At 70.7% G+C, this 21455-nt stretch carries 23 protein-coding genes; 11 read left to right on the top strand and 12 right to left on the bottom strand.

The genetic code is table 11. From position 1 onward, the window contains the following. Window positions 1-64 precede the first annotated feature (64 nt). Window positions 65-760 (top strand): rhomboid family intramembrane serine protease, encoded by a 696-nt coding sequence (locus AAEX60_RS11495; RefSeq protein ID WP_342103617.1) that lies wholly within the window; start codon window positions 65-67, stop codon window positions 758-760. 4 nt (window positions 761-764) lie between these two features. Here the strand turns inward: AAEX60_RS11495 and AAEX60_RS11500 are convergent, their stop codons facing one another. The 5 genes from AAEX60_RS11500 to AAEX60_RS11520 form a co-directional block, all read right to left on the bottom strand. Then, a complete protein-coding gene (locus AAEX60_RS11500; RefSeq protein ID WP_342103619.1) occupies window positions 765-1385 on the bottom strand; it encodes a nucleoside/nucleotide kinase family protein in 621 nt (206 codons plus the stop codon). A gap of 455 nt (window positions 1386-1840) precedes the next feature. Beyond that, entirely contained in the window at window positions 1841-2341 is a 501-nt protein-coding gene (locus tag AAEX60_RS11505) for a cobalt ABC transporter (protein WP_342103621.1), read from the bottom strand. Next, window positions 2338-3111, bottom strand: coding sequence for an energy-coupling factor transporter transmembrane component T family protein (locus AAEX60_RS11510; protein ID WP_342103623.1), 774 nt, complete (start codon window positions 3109-3111; stop codon window positions 2338-2340). The genes AAEX60_RS11505 and AAEX60_RS11510 overlap by 4 nt, the downstream gene beginning before the upstream one ends. Further along, a complete protein-coding gene (locus AAEX60_RS11515; protein ID WP_342103625.1) occupies window positions 3108-4727 on the bottom strand; it encodes an ABC transporter ATP-binding protein in 1620 nt (539 codons plus the stop codon). The genes AAEX60_RS11510 and AAEX60_RS11515 overlap by 4 nt, the downstream gene beginning before the upstream one ends. Window positions 4728-4737: 10 nt before the next feature. Further along, window positions 4738-5358: an ECF transporter S component gene (locus tag AAEX60_RS11520; RefSeq protein WP_342103627.1), complete on the bottom strand. Its 621-nt coding sequence runs from the start codon at window positions 5356-5358 to the stop codon at window positions 4738-4740. Between the two features lie 494 nt (window positions 5359-5852). Here AAEX60_RS11520 and AAEX60_RS11525 point away from each other — a divergent pair, with 494 nt between their 5' ends. Continuing rightward, the gene (locus AAEX60_RS11525; protein ID WP_342103629.1) at window positions 5853-6605 is read left to right on the top strand and encodes a DUF998 domain-containing protein; all 753 of its coding nucleotides are present in this window, start codon (window positions 5853-5855) and stop codon (window positions 6603-6605) included. Here the strand turns inward: AAEX60_RS11525 and AAEX60_RS11530 are convergent. Beyond that, window positions 6559-7419, bottom strand: a complete 861-nt coding sequence (locus tag AAEX60_RS11530; RefSeq protein WP_342103683.1) for an A/G-specific adenine glycosylase — start codon at window positions 7417-7419, stop codon at window positions 6559-6561. The genes AAEX60_RS11525 and AAEX60_RS11530 overlap by 47 nt on opposite strands. A gap of 259 nt (window positions 7420-7678) precedes the next feature. Between AAEX60_RS11530 and AAEX60_RS11535 the strand changes: the two genes are divergently transcribed. Beyond that, entirely contained in the window at window positions 7679-8392 is a 714-nt protein-coding gene (locus AAEX60_RS11535) for a DUF4232 domain-containing protein (protein ID WP_342103631.1), read from the top strand. 67 nt (window positions 8393-8459) lie between these two features. Here AAEX60_RS11535 and AAEX60_RS11540 read toward each other — a convergent pair whose 3' ends face one another. Continuing rightward, complete coding sequence (locus AAEX60_RS11540; RefSeq protein WP_342103633.1) at window positions 8460-9899, bottom strand: GntP family permease; 1440 nt, start codon at window positions 9897-9899, stop codon at window positions 8460-8462. A 277-nt stretch (window positions 9900-10176) separates the two neighbouring features. Here AAEX60_RS11540 and AAEX60_RS11545 point away from each other — a divergent pair, with 277 nt between their 5' ends. Further along, window positions 10177-11049 (top strand): LysR family transcriptional regulator, encoded by an 873-nt coding sequence (locus AAEX60_RS11545; protein WP_342103635.1) that lies wholly within the window; start codon window positions 10177-10179, stop codon window positions 11047-11049. A 24-nt stretch (window positions 11050-11073) separates the two neighbouring features. Here AAEX60_RS11545 and disA read toward each other — a convergent pair whose 3' ends face one another. From disA to AAEX60_RS11565, 4 genes are all read right to left on the bottom strand, one after another. Next, window positions 11074-12153 (bottom strand): DNA integrity scanning diadenylate cyclase DisA, encoded by a 1080-nt coding sequence (gene disA, locus AAEX60_RS11550; protein ID WP_342103637.1) that lies wholly within the window; start codon window positions 12151-12153, stop codon window positions 11074-11076. Window positions 12154-12442: 289 nt separating this feature from the next. After that, entirely contained in the window at window positions 12443-13831 is a 1389-nt protein-coding gene (gene radA, locus AAEX60_RS11555; RefSeq protein WP_446721316.1) for a DNA repair protein RadA, read from the bottom strand. 96 nt (window positions 13832-13927) lie between these two features. Continuing rightward, on the bottom strand, window positions 13928-14569 hold the full coding sequence (locus AAEX60_RS11560) for a VOC family protein (RefSeq protein WP_342103640.1): 642 nt from the start codon (window positions 14567-14569) through the stop codon (window positions 13928-13930). A gap of 146 nt (window positions 14570-14715) precedes the next feature. Beyond that, on the bottom strand, window positions 14716-15489 hold the full coding sequence (locus AAEX60_RS11565; RefSeq protein ID WP_342103642.1) for a hypothetical protein: 774 nt from the start codon (window positions 15487-15489) through the stop codon (window positions 14716-14718). A gap of 79 nt (window positions 15490-15568) precedes the next feature. On the opposite strand from AAEX60_RS11565, the gene AAEX60_RS11570 reads away from it, so the two are divergent. The 5 genes from AAEX60_RS11570 (at window position 15569) to proC (ending at window position 20131) form a co-directional block, all read left to right on the top strand. Continuing rightward, window positions 15569-16390 (top strand): sugar phosphate isomerase/epimerase family protein, encoded by an 822-nt coding sequence (locus tag AAEX60_RS11570; protein WP_342103645.1) that lies wholly within the window; start codon window positions 15569-15571, stop codon window positions 16388-16390. After that, complete coding sequence (locus AAEX60_RS11575) at window positions 16387-17349, top strand: proline dehydrogenase family protein (protein ID WP_342103647.1); 963 nt, start codon at window positions 16387-16389, stop codon at window positions 17347-17349. Before AAEX60_RS11570 ends, AAEX60_RS11575 begins: the two co-directional genes overlap by 4 nt. Next, window positions 17346-18191, top strand: a complete 846-nt coding sequence (locus AAEX60_RS11580) for a CPBP family intramembrane glutamic endopeptidase (protein ID WP_342103649.1) — start codon at window positions 17346-17348, stop codon at window positions 18189-18191. Before AAEX60_RS11575 ends, AAEX60_RS11580 begins: the two co-directional genes overlap by 4 nt. 109 nt (window positions 18192-18300) lie before the next feature. Then, a complete protein-coding gene (locus AAEX60_RS11585) occupies window positions 18301-19341 on the top strand; it encodes an aspartate-semialdehyde dehydrogenase (RefSeq protein WP_342103651.1) in 1041 nt (346 codons plus the stop codon). A 1-nt stretch (window position 19342) separates the two neighbouring features. Continuing rightward, window positions 19343-20131 carry a pyrroline-5-carboxylate reductase gene (gene proC, locus AAEX60_RS11590; RefSeq protein WP_342103653.1) on the top strand — a complete coding sequence of 263 codons (789 nt, stop codon included), beginning with the start codon at window positions 19343-19345 and terminating at the stop codon, window positions 20129-20131. A 99-nt stretch (window positions 20132-20230) separates the two neighbouring features. Here the strand turns inward: proC and AAEX60_RS11595 are convergent, their stop codons facing one another. Next, window positions 20231-20365 carry a hypothetical protein gene (locus AAEX60_RS11595; RefSeq protein ID WP_342103655.1) on the bottom strand — a complete coding sequence of 45 codons (135 nt, stop codon included), beginning with the start codon at window positions 20363-20365 and terminating at the stop codon, window positions 20231-20233. Window positions 20366-20717: 352 nt separating this feature from the next. Between AAEX60_RS11595 and AAEX60_RS11600 the strand changes: the two genes are divergently transcribed. Together AAEX60_RS11600 and AAEX60_RS11605 are read left to right on the top strand one after the other, a co-directional pair. Beyond that, complete coding sequence (locus AAEX60_RS11600; RefSeq protein ID WP_002550589.1) at window positions 20718-20819, top strand: 30S ribosomal protein bS22; 102 nt, start codon at window positions 20718-20720, stop codon at window positions 20817-20819. Window positions 20820-20947: 128 nt separating this feature from the next. After that, window positions 20948-21256 carry a glutaredoxin family protein gene (locus tag AAEX60_RS11605; protein ID WP_342103657.1) on the top strand — a complete coding sequence of 103 codons (309 nt, stop codon included), beginning with the start codon at window positions 20948-20950 and terminating at the stop codon, window positions 21254-21256. The last annotated feature ends 199 nt before the right edge of the window (window positions 21257-21455 follow it).

Genomic DNA, 21455 nt, shown 5'->3' on the forward strand with positions numbered 1-21455 from the left:
TTGGGCGTCGGACGGGGCACGGGCCCACAGCGGGCTCTTGGTTGAGGAATCTAGTGTTGCCTGCGTGACTCAGCAATGGACGTCGGACGTGGCCCCGCCGGCACGCCGTCAACGCCCCCAGCTCGCGGTGGTGACGTGGAGCATCATTGCGGTGTGCGCGGCCGTGTGGCTGGCGGAGCTGACCCTGCCCGGTTTCACCCAACAGGTGGTGCTCAGCCCCGCCCTGGGACAGTACGAACCGTGGCGCTACCTCACCTCGGCCTTCGCCCACTCCGACGACGGCATCATGCACATTGCCTTCAACATGTTCGCCCTGTGGTCCGTGGGGCAGTGGATGGAGCTCTCGCTGGGCCGGGCACGGTTTGCGGCGCTCTACCTGATCTGCGCCCTGGGTGGTGGCGTGGGCTTCCTGCTGCTGGCCCAGCCCAGCGCGGCCAGCTGGAACACCGGCGTGGTGGGCGCCTCCGGTGCCGTCTTCGGGCTGTTTGGCGCCCTGCTGCCGATGTACCGGCACATCGGCGCCTCGTCGCGCTCCATGTGGGGGGTGCTGCTGCTCAATGCGGTGATCTCCTTCACCATTCCCGGGATCGCCTGGCAGGCGCACCTGGGTGGCTTCCTGGTGGGGCTGGCCTGCAGCCAGCTGATGATGACCGCGGTCAAGCGCACCTGGCAGGGCCGGCCCAACCGGACCTGGCCCTGGCTGGGGATGGTGACCGTGGGGCTGCTGGTGGCCATGGTGGCCAAGTACGCCCTGGTCTGACGCCTCAGCGGATCACGGCGTCGGCGCGTTCCCGGCTGGCGGCCACCAGCGCGGCATTGCGCCCGTCGGTGCCTGTCAGGGCTCGTTCCCGGGCAGCCTCCGGTGCCCGGCCGTGCTGCACATGGCGGCCCACCAGGCGTTCCACCCGCAGTTCCTCATCGGGGGCGACGAACCAGATCTCGTCGCACAGCCCGCGCACCCGGCACCACGGTTCGGTCTCCAGCAGCAGGTAGTTGCCCTCGGTGATCACCAGCCGCGCCGACGCCGGGACCTCCACGGCCCCCGCGATGGCATCCTCCACCTCCCGTCGGAACTCCGGCGCCCAGACGGTGACCCCCTGCGGGTCCCGCAGGCGCTGCAGCAGCGCCACGTAGCCGTGGGCGTCAAAGGTGTCCGGAGTTCCCTTGCGGGCAACATCGCCACGGGCGGTCAGGATGCTGTGTGCCAGGTGGAATCCGTCCATCCCCACCACGACGCTGCCGGGCAGGGCCCGGTGCAGCCGGGTGGCCAGGTGGGACTTCCCGGCGCCGGGCGCGCCGGCCAGACCCAGGATCACCCGCCCGGGACGTTCGTCGAGGAGGGTCCGGGCGCGCTCGATCGCGCTCGCGGTGTCCAGTTCACGCATGCGCCCACTGTAGGGAAGCGCCGACCACTCATGTCCCCGGCTTCGCGTTTGGGTGCAGACATGGCAACACCCGCGTTCGCCTCGGGGGATGCGTTCGCGGGTGTTGCATGTCCCGGTTCACGGCTCGGGGGTTCCGATCTCCGGGGTCATTCAGGAGGCAGCGGCTCGGGGGATCCGGGTGCCTCCGGTTTTGGGTGAGGCTGCCGGCTCGGGGGTTCCAGACTGCCTCGTTACAACGAAAACGTTAGCTGGCCCCCGCCGACCGCGCACCTGCCCCACCGTCGGGAAGGGTGCCGGAAAGGCCCCGGCAGTGGGCTGTTCGCATCATCCCGAGGATGGACAAAGCACCTAGTCAGAGCTGAATGTGAGAAATCTCTCAGGATGTTTTTCGGGGTGATCTGGGCGGGTGACCTACTTTCAGGGGAAGTTCAGACAGACGTCATACTGGCTGGCTGTCAACCGGGGTTTCCGTTCAGGAGCACCGTTGCCAGCCGCCAGGGCTGGTTGCGACGCCAGTGCTCGGCCTCCTGGGCGGCCCAGACCTCCCACCACGGGGCATACCCGTCGCCGTCGCGGCCCAGTGCGCGGCGTTTGCGTTCCGCTTGGTCCAGCTGCAGCCAGACGGTGAGTTGGGCCAGCGGCGCCGACTCCCGGCTCAGGGCGCCGCACCCCTCCACGATCAGCGGGAGGGCCGGGTCCAGCGCCACCCAGTTGGCCGGTTGGCTGCGCTCCCAGTCCCAGCGGCGGTAGCCGGGGCTGGTGGGGTGCAGGATGTCCGTCGCGCACATCCGGGAGCCCTCGGCCAGGCCTTGCCAGCCCGGATAGCAGTCGTCGAGGCTCACCAGTTGCACCGGCTCGGCGGACCATTGGGACCACCGGGCCTGCAGCCGACGGGCGAAACTGGTCTTGCCGGAGCCGGAGCCGCCGTCGATCAGGACTCGCCGCAGCACCGTCATGACAGCACTGTCAGCAGGGTGCCACAGTGGATGGCCGCCGCCACGGAGGCGACGGCGATCCCCAGGCAGGCCAGGACCGCGATGAGATCCGGCCAGCCCACCGTCGATTCGCGCGCCCAGGTGCGTTCGACGGGTGCCCCGAAGCCCTTGGCCTCCATCGCCGTCGCCAACCGGCCTCCCCGACGCAGGGCCAGCACCAGCAGGGAGAAGCTCATCAGCGCCCACCGCCGGAGCCGACCGCCGTCGCCCAGGCCACGGGCGCGCCGCGCCTGTCCGAGGGTGCGCCAGTCCTCGGTGAACAGCGCCAGCATCCGGAAGCCGGCCAGGCTGCCGAGGACGAAGTGTGCCGGCAGCCGGATTACCTGGGAGAGACCGTCGGCCATCCGGGTGGCGTCGATCTCGGCCAGCAGCATGATGGCTGGCAGGGCCAAGGCAAAGATCCGGATGAATAGGCTGATGGCCAGCAGGATCGAGTTGTCGCTCACGTGCACCGGGCCCCAGCGCCACCAGGTGCGGCCCCCGGCCTGGCCGTAGAGGAGCATGCTGACCGCACCCAGTGGGGCGATCACCACCAGCGGCAGCAGGCGCCGCAGGATCCGGACGGGGGAGACCCCGCACAGCACCAGGGCCAGGGCCTCCAGAGCCAGGGCGACGCTGGCACTCACCCAGTCAAGGGTGATGATCAGCGGGATGCTGAGGATGATCGCCAGCCCCAGCCGGGTGGCCGGGTTGACCCGGTCCAGCAGGTTCCGGTTGCCGCGCCGGCTCATGGGGCGGGCTCCAATCGGATGTGGTGCTCGCCCAGCGTCTGGATGAAGTCCCGGTCATGGGTGATGCTGACCACGCTGCGTCCCTCGGCCAGCATCCGGCCCACCAGCTCCACCATGTCCAGCCAGGTATTGCGGTCCTGCCCGAAGGTGGGCTCGTCCAGGAAGATCACCCGAGGCGCGGTGGCCAGCACCGTGCCGACGCTGAGCCGACGCTTCTCCCCGCCGGACAGCGTGAACGGGTTGGCGCCGGCAATCCCAGCCAGGTGGAGCATGGCCAGCAGCTCGTCGGTGCGCTCGTCGATCCGGGCCGGGGTCCAGCTCGGGTCCACGGCGGACAGCGCCTTCAGCCCGACGGCCAGTTCATCGCGCACGGTGGTGGCGACGAACTGGTGCTCCGGGCTCTGGAAGACCGTGCCCACCCGGGTCAACAGGTCCCGGGAGGCCCAACTGGCCGGGTCGCTGGGGTCAATCCGGCGACGACGGCTCCATCGGCCCAATTTGACGGTGGGCGGGGGCCACAGCGACTGGTGGGCCACCACCCGCCCGTCGAGCCGGGGGAGCAGGCCAGCCAGCGTGAGCGCCAAGGTGGACTTCCCGGCCCCATTGGGCCCGGTGATCATGGTGGATCGTCCGGCCGGGATGGTCACGGTGAGCTCGCGCTGCACCGGGTGTTCCGGGGTGTGCCCGATGCTCAAACCTTCGGTGGTCAGCAGGTTCGTCGGGTGGCTGGGTGGCTCGACAGGCTCGGCCGCCGTGCTTGCGTCCGTGCGCAGGTGCCCTGCTGCGATGGAGGAGGCCCCTGCCGTGGTGGCAGAGCCTGTCGAGGCCCGCGGGCCGGCGGTGACCGCCAGCGTCTCCAGCCGGTCCCGGCGCCCGGGAAGGGCGGTGCCGGGCACCCACACCCCGGCCGCCAGCAGCGCCGCGCGATGCTCGTCGAAGACCCGCGCCGGTGGGCCGTCGGCCAGCAGCCCGCCGCCGGGAGCCAGCACGATCACCCGGTCAACCAGGTCCGCCCACAGCTCGGTCCGGTGCTCCACCACCACCAGGGTGCTCCCGCGCTCCCGGGCCAGGGTGGCCACCACGTCGCGCACCTCCCGGGCGCCGTCGGGATCCAGGTTGGCGGTGGGCTCGTCCAGCAGCAGCACCCGGGCCCGCATGGCCAGGGCGCCGGCGATGGTCAGCCGCTGCTTCTGCCCGCCGGACAGGGCGGTGGTGGGCCGGTCCAGGCCGACGTCCAGCCCGACGGCGTCCAGCGCGTCGCGCACCCGGGGCCAGATCTCTTGCCGGGGGACGCCCAGGTTCTCGCATCCGAAGGCGACGTCGTCACCCACCCGGGCCAGCACCACCTGGGTCTCCGGATCCTGCATCACGAGCCCGACGTGGCCGTGCATCCGGCTGGGGTGCCGCCCGTCCACCAGAAGTCGGCCGGCCTCCTCACCCTCCTCGGCGCCGCCCAGCACTCCGGCCAGGGCATGCATCAGGGTGGACTTGCCGGCCCCGGAGGCGCCGAGCAGCAACACCCGTTCCCCGTCTTCGATCCGGAAGGTGACGTCCCGCACCGCCCAGGCCCGGCGCCCGGCGTGCCGCCAGCCCCAGCCTTGGGCGGTCAGTGGCATCGGCGCCGGCTCAGACGGCCCGACGGGCCTGGTTGCCCGCCTCGAAGCGGTTCAGCGCACCGGCGGAGGCCAGCGCCCGGGTGAGCAGCCAGGCCAGCCCACCGGCCAGCACCGCGCCGGAGACCATCAGGCAGACCAGGTAGGTGGCGTTGTACGCAAGATTCTTCGCATAGTTGCCCAGGATGAACTCGTTGACGAAGGCGCCGACGGCCGCACCGATCCCGGCGAAGGCCGCCACCGGCAGCTTCCACCGCTTGTAGGCGAAGATCGCGAACACGATCTCCGCGCCGATCCCCTGCGCCAGACCGGAGTAGAGCGTCGTGATGCCCCACTTGTTGCCCGGCAGCACCGAGACCGTGGCCGCCAGCAACTCGACCAGCAGGGCCGCGCCCGGCTTGCGGATGATCAGGCCACCCAGCGGGCCGCCCAGGAACCAGACGCCGGCGATCAGCCCGGCCAGGCCGGGCAGCACCGCGTCCAGCGGGCCCCAGGCAGTGGCGGCGATGGTGTTGTTGAAGGCGAAGAAGATCAATCCAACCGCGACGCCCAGCACGGCGGCGACGACGATGTCCACCACCCGCCAGCCCTTGGTTTCGACGGGACGGGTGTGGTCCTCGGTGATGTTGTCCATTGGTGTGCCCCCTCATGGGATGGGCACGGGTGACAGCCGACCCTCGGCTGCCGCAAGAGGCCTCCCTGCGCTGGCATGACCCAGATCAGGTTCGACGGTCGAAGGTGCGAAACCTTCCTCTCAGCCCGGTGCTCCGGACTCCCGTGTGCGCCCACCAAACTAGCAGCCCGGTCAGTGGGGGACCGGCAGGTCCCTCGGGGCGCCCTGCGAATGTTGCGGATCAACCCGTCAGCGGCGCCGATGGCGGGAGGTGCCGCCGCGGTGGAAGTGCGTTCCGGGGCCTGGTTCCGCAGCATGTGCAGGGCGCTGTCTGTCTGGGATGCTGGGTGCTGTCTGTCCGGGATGCTGGCTGCATGGCGCCGGGTGCTGGGCCCAGGACTTCCCTGCGCCCAGGATTCCTCGGGGGTGGCTCCGCCTGGGGAAGGAGCCATGGCCGTCGGGACGGGCCCGTGGGCCGATCCGCAGCGACCCCGTCGTTGCCTACCCTGAATCCCATGGTTGGGACGCGACGTGTGACGGGCCTGCTGCTGATGCTGGGCGGGCTGTTCTACTCTGCGTGGCTGCTGGAATTCCTGCTGGCCACAGACGTGTCCCCGGTCACCTCCTATGTCAGTGAACTGGGAGCCGACGGTGAGCCCCACGCCTGGCTCTTCCGGCTGGGCGACACCCTGGCCGGCCTGTCCCTGCTGGTGGCCGGACTGGTGACGCTGTTGGCCAGGCGGCGCGACGGCAGCACCCCGCGCGGAGAGCTGTGGATGTACCGGCTGCTGACCATCTTCGGGCTGTGCACCGTGTTGGACTCGAGCTTCCCGATGAGTTGCGTCGCCACCCGGGACCAGGCCTGCGCCGTGCGAGAGGCCGCCGGGCGGGTGCCGTGGACCCACCTTGCGCACGGGGTCACCAGCCTGCTGGCGGGTTTTGCGCTGTGGGGCGCCTTCCTGGTGCTGCTCTACCGGCATCCCCGCCGGGGTTGCTGGATCGGGCGGCGGGGGCGTCGGGTCCTGACGGTGCTCTTCCTGGGCTGGATGGTGGCCACCGGCCTCACCCTGGCGATGCAGCTACCCGGCGTGCCGGGCGCGCTGCTCGGGCTGGTGCAGCGCGCCGAACTGCTGCTCTCCACCGGTCTCCTGCTGGTGCTGGGGTGGCGACGCTTCGACTCCTCGACCAACCTCCCGCCCGGTGCCCAGCAGGAGCCAGAGGTCACAGCCGAAGCAGACCGTCGGCCGTTCGCAGCAGATCGTCGCTGAGCAGTCCGGCCAGGCTGCGTTCGGCCTGCTCCCGGTCCGCCCAGGCCTCCAGGGCCACCTCCACCCGCACACCGTCGGGCTGGTGCCGCACCAGGTCCAGCAGTACCCCGCGGCACTGCCGGTCCGTGCCGTGCCAGGCCTGCGCCCGGCGAGGCGGGCCATCGTGTCGGGGGTATCCGGCGGCGCGCCAGGCGCACAGCTCGCGCACCGGGCACTCGTCGCACCGCGGGCTGCGGGCGGTGCACACCAGGGCCCCCAGCTCCATCGACGCCGCCGCCCATTGGGCCGCCTCGGCCGGCTCGTCGGGGAGCCAGAGCTCTGCCTGTCGCCACTCCGCCGCCGTCGCCTGGTCCGGCGGGAACTCCCGGCCCTGCTCCACCCGGCACAACAGCCGACGGATGTTGGTGTCCAGCACCACCGCCCGGCCGCCAAAGGCAAAGGAGTGGATGGCCGCCGCGGTGTAGCGACCCACCCCCGGCAGGGCCTGCAGGTCCGCCAAGGATTCGGGCACCCGGCCACCGTGCTGCTCGCTGATCACCGTCGCCGCCCGGTGCAGCCGCTGGGCCCGACGGGGGTAGCCCAGCCGACCCCAGGCCGCCACCGCGGCGCCCGGCTGCTCGGCGGCCAGGTCATCCGGCTCGGGCCACCGCTCCAGCCACTCCTGCCACGGCCCCAACACCCGGGAGACCGGGGTCTGCTGCAACATGAACTCGCTCACCATCACGCCCCACGGGGTGGATCGGCGCCACGGCAGGTCCCGTCGATGCTGGCGGAACCAGTCACCGACCAGGCGGACCACCAGGGGGCGGTCGATGGCGGAGCCGGCGGCACCGGGCTGGGGCGCGGGGTCAACGGTCACCGGGTCATGATAGGCGGGGCCGCCCAGTCTCGTCGGCGACGCACTGGAGCCCGCCGTCGGTCAGCTGCCCCCTCTATCGGCCAGCTGACCCCGCCGTCGGCCAGCTGACCCCGCCGTCGGCCAGCGGGAGTTCACCACGGTGGATGCGGCCGCGCGGGTCCGGATTTGGGCGTGGTGCGCCGGCAACCCGGCGGCGGTTCCCTACGATCGTGGCATGAACTCGGTGATGCGTCCCTCCGGCCCCGAATCAGTGAACACCTACTGGATCCGACGGGCCATCGTCGTCGTCGCCGCCCTGTTGGCACTGGGGATGATCTGGTGGGTGCTGTCCGGCCTCTTCCGGGGCGGTGACCAGGGCACCGTCGCCGCCACCCCACAGAACCCGTCCTCCCTGGCCCAGGCCGGGGGAGCGACCCCGACACCCTCGACGTCGGCCAGCCCCAGCGCCAGCCCGTCGGCCACGGCCTCGACGAGTGACTCGCCCTCGCCCAGCGCCTCGCCGTCCTCCGCCTCGGCGACGCCCACCCCGAGCCAGCCCACCACCTGCGGCTCCGACGGCCTCACCCTGGCCATCGACGGGGACAAGGCACCCAAGGCCGGCGCCGCCGTCGCCCTCACGGTCATCCTGACCAATGGCGGGAATGCCGCCTGCAAGCTGGACCTGGCCAAGGCCCCGGTGCAGGTGCAGGTCACCTCCGGGTCCGACCGGATCTGGACCACCGTGCACTGCTCCAAGTGGGCCCCCACCAGCCAGAATGTCGTCGAGCTCGCGCCCGGCAAGGCGTTCAGCACCAGCGTCACCTGGCCCGGCAAGCGTTCCGCCGACGGCTGCACGCTCCGCTCCGAGAAGCTGCAACCCGGCACCTACCGGGCCACGGTGAGCGCCGACGGTGCCGAGCCGGCCACCCTGGTGATGAACCTGAAGTGACACATCGGGGGCGCTGCGCCCCCGAGCCCCCAGCGCGGGATGCGGTTGAGGGGAGCTGCGCCGTCGCTCAGAAGGACCCGAAGGCCATCACCACCGGGATCAGGGTCGCGACGGTGAGCACCGGGATCAGCAGGGTCACCATGAAGATGTCCTTGTAGGACTCGCGGTGGGTCAGGCCGCAGACCAGGAGCAGCGTGATCACGGCGCCATTGTGGGGCATCGAGTCCAGGCCGCCGGAGGCCATCGCGGTGATGCGGTGCATCGCCTCCAGGCTGACCCCCTGCTCGATCGCCATCCGCTTGAATTCCGCGCCCATCGCGTTCAGGGCAATGGTCATGCCGCCGGAGGCGGAGCCGGTGATGCCGGCCACCACCGACGTCGAGACGGCCGACGCAATCAGGGCACTGCCGCTGACCCCCAGGATGCTGTCCCGGATCAGCGCGAAGGCGGCGGCGCTGGCGATGACGGCGCCGTAGCCCACCTCGGAGCCCGTGGTCAGGATGGGGATGAAGGCATTCTTCACGCTGTCGCCCATCACCTTCCACAGCACGCCCAGGTTGCGCAGGTTGAGCGCCAGCACGGTCAGCACCGAGGACAACATGGCCACCAGCGCGGCCCACATCGCTAGCCGGTTGCCCAGGGTGGCGCCCTTGTATGGATCGTTGGCCAAGAAGCTCCAGTCCATCGACGGCAGCACCCACTTGGTGCAGACCAGGTTGACGGTGAACATCACCAGCAGCGGGATGAAGGCCAGCCCGGGGTGGGCGGGGGTGAGCAGCGAATGGGTGGACTCCTCGCTCACCTCCGCGTGGCTGTCGACGGCCTCGCCGTGGGAGGCCCGCTGCTTCTCCGCCTCGGTGGGGGCGGCGAAGTGCTCGCCGGCCCGGGTCATCTGACGGCTGCGGTAGGTGAGCCAGGCCAGGGAGCTGAACAGCATCATCGCGCCACCCAGCAGGCCCAGGCCGGGGGCGGCGAAGGCGCTGGTCTCGAAGGCATTGCCGGGGATGATGTTCTGGATCTGTGGGCTGCCGGGCAGCGCGGTCATGGTGAAGGTGAGGCTGCCGACGGCGATGGTGGCGGGCATCAGGCGTCGCGGGATGTCCGCCTGGCGGAAGAGCTCCAGTGCCAGCGGGAACATCACGAAGACCACCACGTAGGTGGAGATGCCGCCATAGGTCAGCAGCCCGGAGGTGAGCGCAGTGGCCACCAGGGCGTGCTTGGCGCCGAAGGTCCGGGCCAGGATCTGGGCGATCGCCTTGGCATAGCCGGCGGCGGTCATCAGGCCGCCGAAGATGGCACCCGTCGCGAACAGGGGGAAGTAGTTGCGCACGAAGTTGCCCAGGGCCGGCATGAAGATCTCGGTGTAGCCGGGCAGCAGCGGGGCCCCGGACATCGCCATCGCGAAGAAGGCGCAGATCGGGGCGGCGAGCACCACGGAGACGCCGCGGTAGGCGAGCACCATGAGCAGGACAAGGGAGATGATGATGCCGATCAGGCCGAGGAGCATGCTGGTCCGTTCCCGGAGCCACAGGCATCGGCGCCCGGGGCTTCGTCGTGAGGGAAACACTGCCCAATGCTGTTCCGGGTCATCCGGTGGTGGTCCTCGCCGGGTGTGGCGGGATGGACGGGTCGCTGGCCGCGACGCGCGGCAGCCGGGGCAGGGTTGGGCAGCGCTTCCTTGTTGCTGGCGGTGCGAGCCATCCTGCTGCCCGGGCGCTCTGCGCACAATGCCCAATAGTGCGATGCTGTTGTGCGGATCCGCACAACAGCGCGAGAATCAGCCCATGAATGCCGATGACCTGGTGGTCCTGCTGGAGGTGGCTCGGGCGGGCACCCTCAGCGGCGCCGCGCAGGCGCTGGGGTTGAACCACACCACGGTGGCCCGGCGGATCCACCGGCTGGAGCGCGAGGTGGGCTCGCCGGTGCTGGCCACGGGGGCACAGGGCAGCTACCTCACGGCCCGCGGCCGGGCCTTGCTGCCGGCCGCGGAACAGATCGAGCGGTCCCTGCTGGACGCCCGCTCCAGCGCCGCGGGGGAGGGGGACCTGGTGGGCCTGGTCCGGGTCAGTGGCCCCGAGGCCTTCGCCGCCTGCTTCGTTGCCCCCGCCGTCGCGGCGGTGCGTGCTCGGCACCCCGGCCTGGAGGTGGAGGTCACCACGGCCACCCGGCCGCTGCTCCAGGGCAGCCATGCCGACGTTGAGATCGGCCTGGCCCGCTCGACGGCCCGGCGCACCGGTGTGCTGGAACTGTCTCCCTACACCCTGGGTCTCTACGCCAGCGCCGAACACCTGGCCCGTCGGCCGGCCCCGCGCTCCCGGGCGGAGCTGGCCGAACACTCGCTGGTCTACTACGTGGAGGGGCTGGTCCGGGTGGAGGACCTGGCGGTGCTGCCGCGGCGGGCGGTCGCCGTCGGTTCCACCAGCGTCTTCTTCCAGCTGGAGGCCACCCGACGGGGTGCCGGGCTGGGCCTGCTGCCTCGCTTCCTGGCCGACCGGTACCCGAATCTGGTGCCGGTGCTGCCCGACGAGGTCCGGCCCACTCTCACCTTCGTGGCCGCGCTGGCCCCCGGGCAACTGCGCCGGGCCGGGGCGCGGGCCGTGTTGCAGGCCATCCGGGCCGAGGTGCAGGCCCGGCGCGACGAACTCCTGCCGGGCTGACCTGTTGGCCCACTCCCGGCCGGATCAGTCCAGGTTCTCCGGGCTGACGGCATCGGCGATCCGGGCCAGGCCCTCCCGCACGACGCGCGCCCGGCCGACGCCGATCCCCTCCACCTCCTGCAATTCCGCCGTCGTGGCCCCCAACAGGGCCTGCAGGTTGCCGAAGTGCTCCACCAAGCGGCGGCCGAGCCCCTGCGGGATCCGGACCAACTGGGCCATCTGCCGGTAGCCGCGGGGCTCCAGCCGGGTCTCCAGGTCCGTCGCGTCCCCGAAGCCGATGGTGCGGGCGACCACCGTCGGCTCCAGCAACTCGGCTGGGGTCAGCTCCTCCAACGCGGCCACCCGGAAGGTGAAGTCATCCTGGCCCTGGGGCCGGTAGTCCTGCTCCAGCGCATTGGCCGACTCGTCGACGCCCAACGTCAGCTCGTCCAGCTGCATCTCCAGCAGCCGGCCGTCGACGCCCAGGGCGGCCACCCCGCCCCGCAGCTCGCGCTCCAGCCGTCGGATCATCTCGATCCGCTGCGCCACCAGCGCCACCTCCTTGACGGTGACCTGGTCATGCACCTCCATCGCGGACAGCACCCGGGTGGTCTGCTGCAGCCGCTCCCGGTAGCGGGTCAGCGTGGCCAGCGCCTGGTTGGCGCGGGAGAGGATCACCTCGGAGGTCTCCACCGGGTGGCGCTGCCCGTCCAGGAAGAGCGCGATGGTGGACATGGATGCCGAAACCGTCACCACCGGCATGCCGGTCTGCTGCGCGATCCGGTCCGCGGTGCGGTGCCGGGTGCCGGTCTCGACGGTGGGCAGATTCCCGTCGGGGACGAAGTGCACCCCGGCGGCGAGGATCCGCTCGAAGTCCGAGGACAGCACGATCCCGCCATCCATCTTGGCCAGCTCCCGCAGCGCCGTCGGGGTGAACTGGACGTCCAGCGCGAAGCCGCCGGTGGAGATCGCCTCCACCCGGGGGTCATTGCCCAGCACCACCAACGCACCGGTGCGGCCGCGCAGGATCCGCTCCAGCCCCTCGCGCAGCGGAGTGCCGGGAGCCAACAGGGCCAGATAGCGACGCGGTCTTGCCTGGGCATCGGTGGGGGAAGGTGCTGCCATGGGGGCGATCCTACCGACCAGGTGAATGCCGACGGAGTTGACGTCAACCCCCAGCGTCCACTAGTTTCACCGGAGTATCCAGTGTTAATAATCGTTGTCGCCGATCTGGATACCTCCGAACGCCTGCCTTGTCAGCAGGGACTCACCACTCGGCCCACCGCGCAGCCACCGCGGTGGGCCGAGCGGTTTTCCGTGGGTTGGCCGCCGGCCGGGGCCCGGAAGGTGGTTCCGGTGGTGGCTTGGTGGAGGGAATCCCGGAACAGAGGCTCCGGGCGGCCCATGGGCACGGTCAGCCCCGCGGCTGGCGTCGTAGCCCCAGCACGCCCAGGGCCTCGGCCACATTGGCCACCTCCACCACCTTCAGCCCACCCAGCGGCGGCACCTTCTGGGTCACGTCCCGGGAGCGGGCCGGCACGATCGCCAGCTCGAAGCCCAACCGGCCGGCCTCCTGCAGCCGTCGCTCCAGACCGGGGGTGCGACGCAGGTCACCCGCCAGCCCCACCTCCCCAACCGCCAGCACCCGCTTGGGGAAGTTGACCCCCAGCTGGCCGGAGGCCACGGCCACGGCGATGGCCAGGTCCGCGCACGGGTCGGCCACCCGGGCGCCGCCCACCGTCGCCACGTAGACGTCCTTGCCGGACAGCTTGATCCCGGCCCGGGTCTCCAGGACGGCCAGGATCATCGCCACCCGGGAGTACTCCACGCCATTGGTGGTGCGGCGCGGATTCTTCTCATTGGGAGCCGGAGCCACCAGGGCCTGCACCTCGGCCAGCAGGGGCCGTCGGCCCTCCATGGTGACCGTGACGCAGGTTCCGGGGACCGGTTCCTCGTGGTGGGTGGTGAACAACCCCGACGGGTCCGGCACCTCCACGATGCCCCGTTCGCCCATCTCGAAGCAGCCCACCTCGTCCGCCGGGCCGAAGCGGTTCTTGGCGGCCCGCACCATCCGGAAGCCGGAGTGCCGGTCACCCTCGAAGTTCAGCACCACGTCCACCAGGTGCTCCATGGTGCGAGGGCCGGCGATGTTGCCGTCCTTGGTCACGTGCCCGACGATCACCACCGCCATCCCGCGGCGCTTGGCCACCCGGACCAGCGCGCCGGTCACCTCCCGCACCTGGGTGACGCCGCCGGGGGAGCCGTCGGCCTGCGCGGTGCCGATGGTCTGCACGGAGTCCAGCACCATCAGGCTGGGCTCCACCTCCTCGACGTGGCCCAGCACGGTCCCCAGATCGGTCTCGGCCGCCAGATAGAGCTCGTCGCCCAGGGCGCCGGTGCGGTCGGCCCGCAGCCTCACCTGGGCCGCCGATTCCTCCCCGGTGACATAGAGGGTGCGCCGGCCCGCAGCGGCCCACTTGGCCGCCACCTCCAGCAACAGGGTTGACTTGCCCACCCCCGGTTCGCCGGCCAGCAGCACCACCGCCCCGGGTACCAGACCGCCGCCCAACACCCGGTCCAGCTCCCCGATCCCGGTCAGGTGCCGGGTGGTGGTATTGGTGGGCACCTGGTTGATCGGGATGGCCTTGGCCACCGGAACATTGCTGGTGACCTCGGCCAGTTTGGGGGCGCCGCGTTCCGCCACGCTGCCCCAGGCCTGGCATTCCCCGCACCGGCCGACCCAGCGCGCCGACGTCCACCCGCACTCCGTGCAGGCCCATTGGTCTTCCTTCGTCCTTGCCACGACGACGACCCTAGACGGCCCCTCTGACAAATCCGCCACAACGACAACGGCGCGGCCCCGGACGGGGCCGCGCCGCAGCACGTCGAAAGTTGGGCGTCAGATCCGCACGATCCCCTTGGTGGGGGTCTGGAAGGTGACGGCGTCCATGCCGGGCTGGCCGTTGGGGGCGGTGAAGTTCAGCTTCACCCCGTCGAACTCCTCGCCCAGCTCCTGGCCAATCCAGTCCTCGATGCGGGGCTTGTTGCCGGCAATGTCGATCTCCAACACGTCGATCTCACCGGGCAGGGCGCTGGGCAGCACCGAGTGGTCCTGCGTGGTCCACTGCAGGAAGTAGGGCAGCTGCGGGTCGGCCAGCAAGCCCTTGATACCCACCTGCTTCCACTCCAGCAGCCGGCCGTCGGGGAAGTGCCGCGAGCCGTCGACGGGGGTGCGTTGCACGCGCTCGCCAAAGGGGACGATGTCCTCCACGCTCAACACCCAGGACAGCCAGCCGCCGCCCATCTCGGTGCGCGCTCGCACGGCCTGGCCGAATAGTGCCTTGTCCGCAGCGGGGTGCTCCAGCACCTCGACGACCTCCAGGTAGCGGTTGTCCGCCAGCGGGAGAATGTGGTTGCGGGTGCCGAAGCGCGGGTGGAATCCACCATCCTTGAACTGGGCGCCCAACAGGTCACCCAGACGTTCGACCTCCGCCTTGAGGCCTGCGGGTCCAGCTGCGAAAACGAGATGGTCGACATGCATGAGCACATTCTTGCGGGCTCCTGCCCCGATCGCGAAACTGGGGCAAACAAACGCCGGTGACTAGGGGCGTCGCGGATATTGCGGAGGTGGAAATCCTCGGCCGGCGGGCGTGAACTGGTTCAGCCGGACGGTTGTCATTGGAGCCCTCATTTCCCGGCCGGATGCGGCAGTGCGACGCCATTTTGCTGCTCAATCAGCCGGCAGAGCTCGGAATATGCTTGCGGCCCGATCAATTCCACCAATTCTTCGCGGCAGGACAGGTAGACCGGCTGCTGCCCCACGTGCGCGGCCGGATTGGAGGTGCAGTACCAGTCCAGGTCCGCACCGCCCGGACCCCACCCCTCCCGGGTGTACTCGCCGATGGTGATCTCCAACCAGGGCGTGCCATCCGCCCGTTCCAGGTGGCGGTAGCTGCGCCGGATGGGCAGCTGCCAGCAGACGTCAGGCTTGGTCTGGATGGGGCTGATTCCCTCCCGCAGGGCCAGGCCGTGCAGGGCACAACCGGCGCCGCCGGGAAAATCCGGCCGATTCTGGAAGATGCAGGCGCCGTCCACCACCCGGGTCTTGCGGCCGGGCTGGGCATCGTCGTCGGCCGGGTCCGGGTCCTCGTCCGGGTCGTCCATGGCCCAACCGTGCTGCCCCTCGGTGAAGTTCTGCCAGTTCTCGGGGGTGAGGTTGGCCACGTGGGCGGCCACCCGCTGCTCGTCGGCCGGCTCGCTGAAATGCGCCCCCAGCACGCAACAGCCGTCGTCGGGGCGGCTGGCGTCGATCCCCGGGCAGCCGGCGCCGAAGATGCAGGCCCACGACGAGGTGAGCCAGGTCAGGTCACAGCGCAGCACCTGGTCTTCATTGGCCGGGTCGGTGAACTCCACCCAGCTGCGGGGGAAGGGGCGGGTGATCTCCACGGGCACGGCATTCACGGCTGGCACCCTACCGGGCTTGGACCAACCAGCGGTGCCGCTGCCCCCGGCCGCGGGGGACAGCGGCTAGTTTGGTGGTGTGGACCAGACAGCCAACCCGGAGACCAGAGCGTCAAGCCCCGCCAAGGTGGGGCTGTCCACCAGTTCGGTCTACCCAGAATCCACGGCCTCCGGCTTTGAGGTGGCCGCCAGCCTGGGTTGGGACGGCGTCGAGGTGATGGTGGGGATCGACCCGCTGGCCGCCGACATCGACCGGGTGGAGGCGCTGCGGGACTACCACCAGGTGCCGGTGCTGAGCATCCACGCGCCCACCCTGCTGGTCACCCAGGCCACCTGGGGGACCGACCCCTGGGAGAAACTGGAACGCTCCGCCGAGGCCGCCCGACGACTGGGGGCCGAGGTGGTCGTCGTACACCCGCCCTTCCGGTGGCAGCCCAGCTATGCCCGGACCTTCGTCGAGGGAATCCGACGCCTGAACCAGGAGACCGGGGTCACCTTCGCGGTGGAGAACATGTACCCGTGGCGCACCCCCGGCACGCCCTTCCAGGCCTATGTGCCCAGCTGGGACCCCACGGAGCTGCCCTATGAGCACCTCACCCTGGACCTCTCGCACGCCTCCACCGCCAAGCAGCAGTCGCTGGACTACCTGGAGGCCTGGGGGCCCCGGCTGCGGCATGTCCACATCACCGATGGCAACGGCTCGCTCAAGGACGAGCACCTGCTGCCCGGCGAGGGTGACCAGCAGGCCTTCGAACTCCTGCACCGGCTGGCCGAGCGACGCTTCGACGGGCACGTGGTGCTGGAGGTGAACACCCGCAAGGCCGGCTCCCGGGCCGCCCGGGAGGAGATCCTGGCGCGTTGTCTGGCGGACCTGCGCACCCACCTGGGCCAGGCCGGATGACCGACGAGCAGATCACCCGCCCGCTGGGGCCGCTGAGCCGATCCCTGGAGCGGCTGGGCAGCTCCCGTCGCGCCCACCGGATGGTCACCGGCAGCCCGGCCGCCCGGGAGGTGGCGCGACGGTTCGTGGCCGCCGAGCATCCCGAGCAGGCGCTCCGGCTGGTGGCCGACCAGCGGGACAAGGGTCTGGAGGCCAGCCTGGAGCCACTGCTGCCCACGGCCCAGGACCGGGAACAGGCCACCCGCGCCCGGCGGGCCCACCTGACGCTGGTGGAGGCCATCGGCCGGGCCGGGCTGGGGCCGGTCAGCGAGGTCAGCGTCCGGCTGTCCAGCCTGGGCCAGGCCCTGCCACGTGACGGGCAGCACCTCAGTACCGCCAACCTGGCCGAGATCTGCGCCGCCGCCCGCAATGCCGGCAGCCGGGTCACCCTGGAGCTGGAGGACCACGGCACCACCGATGCCACCTTCGCCAGCTTCACCACCCTGCAACAGGACTACCCGTGGCTGGGGGTGACGGTGCAGAGCCAGCTGCGCCGCAGCCTGGCCGACAGCCGGTGGCTGGCCACCCTGCCCGCCCGGGTGCGGTTGTGCAAGGGCGGCTACTCCGAGCCGCATTCGGTCAGCCTGACCAGCCGCGAGGAGATCGACGCCAATTTCGCCGCCTGCATGGCGGTGCTGATGGCGGGCAAGGGCTACCCGATGCTGGCCACGCACGATCCCCGGCTGGTGGCGCTGGCCGACGAGCAGGCCGCCAGCCACCACCGTTCCCGGGAGGACTACGAGTTCCAGATGTACCACGGGGTCCGGCCCTGGGAGCACCGCCGGCTGGTGGACACCGGGCACCGGGTGCGGGTGCACCTGCCCGTCGGCCCGGACTGGTACTCCTACCTGGTGCGACGGGTGGCCGAGCGCCCCGCCAATGTGATGCCCCTGCTCCGGGCCCTGGTGACCCGTCGATGAGCCCTATGCCGACCCCGGAGTCCGCCCCGCTTCCCGAGCCGGAGTCCACCCCGGCCGCCGCGCCCGTCGAGGGGTCCGGCTCCACCCGGCTGCGTCGCCTGCTGCTGGCCGAGGCCTTCATCCTGCTGGCCCTCTCCCTGGGGCAGTCGGCGGCCTACTCCATCCTGCGGATCATCGAGCGGCTCACCCGGCAGGTGGCGCTGAACCAGCAGACCAGTTCCCTGAACCAGGCCGCCACCCCGGACCGGCCGTGGCTGAGTGCGCTCTTCCAGTGTGCCGACATCGCCTTCCTGGCCGTTCCCGCCCTGTTGGCCCTCTACCTGCTGCGCACGGTGGCCCATCCGCGGGGCGGGGTCCGCGCCATCCTCGGGCTGGGGCGGGCCGGCTGGCGTCGGGACCTGGCGTGGGGTTGCGTGCTGTTCGCCGGGATCGGGGTCCCCGGGCTGGGCCTCTATCTGGGAGCCCGGGCGTTGGGCCTGAACACCACGGTGCAGGCGGCCAATCTGGGCCAGTTCTGGTGGACCATCCCGCTGCTGGTGGCCTCTGCGGCGGCCAATGCGGTGCTGGAGGAGTTCGTGATGGTGGGCTACCTGTTCACCCGCGCCCGGCAGGCCGGGATCGCGCCGCTGGTGGTGTTGTTGGTCTCCGCCGTGATCCGGGGCAGTTATCACCTCTACCAGGGCTTCGGCGGTTTCGTCGGCAACCTCATCATGGGGATCATCTTCGGGTTGTGGTTCACCCGCACCAGGCGGCTGTGGCCCCTGGTGATCGCCCACTTCCTGCTGGATGTGGCCAGTTTCGTCGGGTACGCCCTGCTGGCCGGCAAGGTCTCCTGGCTCTGAGGGCCGGGGAGGGGCCGTGCAGCCGTGCCCGCGCTGCCGGGCCGCCGCTCACCCGTGCCCACCGTGGACGCTCGACGAGGCCTCATGGCACAGCCCGTAGGGTTGGACCATGCGCGTAGGAGTCTTTGGAGCAACCGGTCAGGTGGGCGGCGTCATGCTGACGCTGCTGGCGGAACGCAACTTCCCCGTCGACGAGCTGAGGCTGTTCGCCTCCGCCCGCTCGGCCGGCAAGACCATCCCCTTCAAGGGGCAGCAGATCACCGTCGAGGACACCGAGACCGCTGACTTCAGCGGCCTGGATATCGCCCTGTTCAGCAATGGCGGCTCCACCTCCAAGGTGATCGCCCCCAAGGTGGCCGCCGCCGGCGCCATCGTGGTGGACAATTCCTCGGCCTGGCGGCTGGACCCGGAGGTTCCGCTGGTGGTCAGCGAGGTCAACCCCGATGACGCCAAGAACCCGCCCAAGGGGATCATCGCCAACCCCAACTGCACCACCATGGCCGCCATGCCGGTGCTCAAGCCGCTGCACGATGCCGCCGGCCTGAAGCGGCTGGTCGTGGCCACCTACCAGGCCATCTCCGGCTCCGGCGGGGCCGCCGTCGTCAATGCCGAGCAGCAGTTCCGCACCGGCGTCGAGTCCGGCAAGCTCGACGAACTGCGGTTGGACGGATCGGTCATCGACTTCGGGGACCCGGCGCCCTATGTGAAGCCGATCGCCTACAACGTCCTGCCGATCGCCGGGAACCTCGTCGACGACGGTACCGGTGAGACCGACGAGGAGCAGAAGCTGCGCAACGAGTCGCGCAAGATCCTCCACATCCCGGACCTGTTGGTGGCCGGCACCTGCGTGCGAGTGCCGGTGCTGAGCGGTCACTCGCTGGTGGTGCACGCCGAGTTCGAACAGGACATCACCCCGGAGCAGGCCGCCGAGATCCTGGCCGATGCCCCCGGCGTCGAGCTGATGGATGTCCCCACCCCGCAGGATGCGGCCGGAAAGGACCCGTCCTATGTCGGCCGGATCCGACGGGACCAGTCCGCCCCCGAGGGCAAGGGCCTGGTCCTGTTCCTGAGCAATGACAACCTGCGCAAGGGCGCCGCGTTGAATGCCGTCCAGGTGGCCGAGGTGGTCGCGGCCAACCTGAAGGGCTGACATGCGGATCGCCCTGGTTGGTGTTGGGAAGATGGGGGAGGCCGTCCTCAGCGGCCTGGCCCGCTCCGGCACCCATGAACTGGTGGTCGTCAACCGGCGCACGGAGCGCGACGACGAACTCGTCGACCGCTACGGCGTCACCGCCGCCCCGCTGGCGCAGGCCGTCGAGGGCAGCGACGTGATCGTGGTGGCCGTGAAGCCGAAGGACATCACGGCCATGCTCGACGAGTTCTCACCCGCCCTCGGCGGGGAGACCGTCGTGGTCAGCCTGGCCGCCGGCATCAGCCTGGCCAGCATGCGGCAGCACCTGCCCCAGGGCACGGCGGTGGCGCGAGTGATGCCCAACACCCCGGCGCTGGTGGGGCGGGGGATGAGCGCCATCTCCGTCGCGGAGGGCGTGACCGACGGGCAGCTGGAGCGGGTCCGGGAGGTGATGGCGGCCTGCGGCGAGGTGGTCGTCGTGCCGGAATCCCAGCAGGATGCGGTGACCGCCGTGTCCGGTTCGGGGCCCGCCTACGTCTTCGCGGTGGCCGAGGCCATGATCGAGGCCGGCGTGCAGCTGGGCCTGCCGCGCGACGTGGCCAGCACCTTGGCCAACCAGACCATCCTCGGTGCCGGGGCCATGCTCGTCGAGTCCGGCACCCACCCCAGCCTCCTGCGGGAGAACGTCACCAGTCCTGGCGGGACCACCGCCCAGGCGTTGAAGGTGCTGGACCAGCACGCCGTGCGGGCCGCCTTCGCCGAGGCGATGCAGGCCAGCCATGACCGTTCGGCTGAGCTGGGGCGCTGAGGAGTCAGCCAACGCCACAGACACGACGACGGGGGATGGGCCGCCAGCGCGGCCCATCCCCCGTCGTGCTCTGCTGGCCGGGGATCACCCGACTGGGGCTCAGCGGCCGGTCAGGTCTGCGGTGAGGTCCTTGCTGGACAGGAAGAGCTCGGGGCTGCGGGAGGCGACGTCGCCCAGCACGGCCTGCGGGTAGGCCTCGACGAGCTTGCCAACGAGGGTGAACAGCTTCTGCACGGTGATCTCCTGATGATCGGGATGGGTACACAACCGCAGGAATCGCCGTTGACCGCCGGGCCGCCAGCCACCGGGTGGTGACCAGGCGCCTGGCCTGAGCCTGCACCGGGCAGCCGCCACGGGGCGGGCAACCGGCACGTATGGTCCAACCATATCGCCAGCCGATTCATTCCCCGGGCCGCAGCATCCGTCGTCACGAGGGGTGGGGGTGGCCGGACTTCGGTCAGATTTCGCCCCACCGTTGCCTGACGGTAAGGTTGGGGGGTCGCCCGGGCATCGGTACGCGCCGTGCTGGGAGAAAAAGTCTTGGCTGGAAGAAGATTCCAGTCTTCATTCACGGAAAGGCTCCACAGTGGGTTCTGTCATCAAGAAGCGTCGCAAGCGGATGGCCAAGAAGAAGCACCGCAAGCTGCTGAAGAAGACGCGCATCCAGCGTCGCCGCGCAGGCAAGTAAGTCCTGTTGACCTCGGCGCAGCGCACCGGCCCCGCCGGCGCCACCGCGCCGCAGGGGTGACGATGCGACTGTGGCCACGAGGTGATCGTCGCCAGCCCGCAGTCTCCGCCGAGCCTGCGGGTGTTGGTGTGCCCGCACCCGCTGCCGGAACCACGGATTCGGTGGACATGCGCGGGTGCGACGTCCTGCTGGTGACCCGCACGGGCTGTCATCTGTGCGAACTGGCCGAGCCGGTGGTTCGCCGGGTCAGCCAGGAACACGGGACAAGCGTCGCGGTGGTGGACGTGGATTCCGACGAGCAGCTGCGCGCCCGGTTCACCGACCATGTGCCGGTGATCCATGTTCGCGGGCGGTTGCTGGACTACTGGCAGGTGGACGAGGGGCGGCTGCGTCGCGCGCTGGCGGGGGAGGACGTGCCCGCGCCCCCGCCGCTGTGACCCGGCCCGACGAGCGGTACCGCCCACCTCTGAGTTTCTTGGCCGACCCTGCGGGGCCTGTTCCGATCCGCAGAAGCGGGCCAGCAGGCCCTTCCATGGGTCGGACGGCACCTCTTTGTGAACATTTTCACCAGTGGTTACAGTGCATACCAGCAATGACGCCCGCGGCCCTGCCGTCGCGATGACCAGGCCAGGAGTG

Source organism: Luteococcus sp. H101 (assembly GCF_038433155.1).
Lineage (GTDB): Bacteria > Actinomycetota > Actinomycetes > Propionibacteriales > Propionibacteriaceae > Luteococcus.

Bases quoted from the DNA above. Each gene is read 5' to 3' on its own strand.
- AAEX60_RS11505 (WP_342103621.1), bottom strand. From the start codon at position 2,341: ATGACGGTGCTGCGGCGAGTCCTGATCGACGGCGGCTCCGGCTCCGGC.
- AAEX60_RS11575 (WP_342103647.1), top strand. From the start codon at position 16,387: ATGACCGACGAGCAGATCACCCGCCCGCTGGGGCCGCTGAGCCGATCC.
- AAEX60_RS11540 (WP_342103633.1), bottom strand. From the start codon at position 9,899: ATGCTCCTCGGCCTGATCGGCATCATCATCTCCCTTGTCCTGCTCATG.
- AAEX60_RS11585 (WP_342103651.1), top strand. From the start codon at position 18,301: ATGCGCGTAGGAGTCTTTGGAGCAACCGGTCAGGTGGGCGGCGTCATG.
- AAEX60_RS11500 (WP_342103619.1), bottom strand. From the start codon at position 1,385: ATGCGTGAACTGGACACCGCGAGCGCGATCGAGCGCGCCCGGACCCTC.
- AAEX60_RS11520 (WP_342103627.1), bottom strand. From the start codon at position 5,358: ATGGACAACATCACCGAGGACCACACCCGTCCCGTCGAAACCAAGGGC.
- AAEX60_RS11560 (WP_342103640.1), bottom strand. From the start codon at position 14,569: ATGCATGTCGACCATCTCGTTTTCGCAGCTGGACCCGCAGGCCTCAAG.
- AAEX60_RS11525 (WP_342103629.1), top strand. From the start codon at position 5,853: ATGGTTGGGACGCGACGTGTGACGGGCCTGCTGCTGATGCTGGGCGGG.
- disA (WP_342103637.1), bottom strand. From the start codon at position 12,153: ATGGCAGCACCTTCCCCCACCGATGCCCAGGCAAGACCGCGTCGCTAT.
- AAEX60_RS11510 (WP_342103623.1), bottom strand. From the start codon at position 3,111: ATGAGCCGGCGCGGCAACCGGAACCTGCTGGACCGGGTCAACCCGGCC.
- AAEX60_RS11580 (WP_342103649.1), top strand. From the start codon at position 17,346: ATGAGCCCTATGCCGACCCCGGAGTCCGCCCCGCTTCCCGAGCCGGAG.
- AAEX60_RS11515 (WP_342103625.1), bottom strand. From the start codon at position 4,727: ATGCCACTGACCGCCCAAGGCTGGGGCTGGCGGCACGCCGGGCGCCGG.
- AAEX60_RS11545 (WP_342103635.1), top strand. From the start codon at position 10,177: ATGAATGCCGATGACCTGGTGGTCCTGCTGGAGGTGGCTCGGGCGGGC.
- proC (WP_342103653.1), top strand. From the start codon at position 19,343: ATGCGGATCGCCCTGGTTGGTGTTGGGAAGATGGGGGAGGCCGTCCTC.
- AAEX60_RS11535 (WP_342103631.1), top strand. From the start codon at position 7,679: ATGAACTCGGTGATGCGTCCCTCCGGCCCCGAATCAGTGAACACCTAC.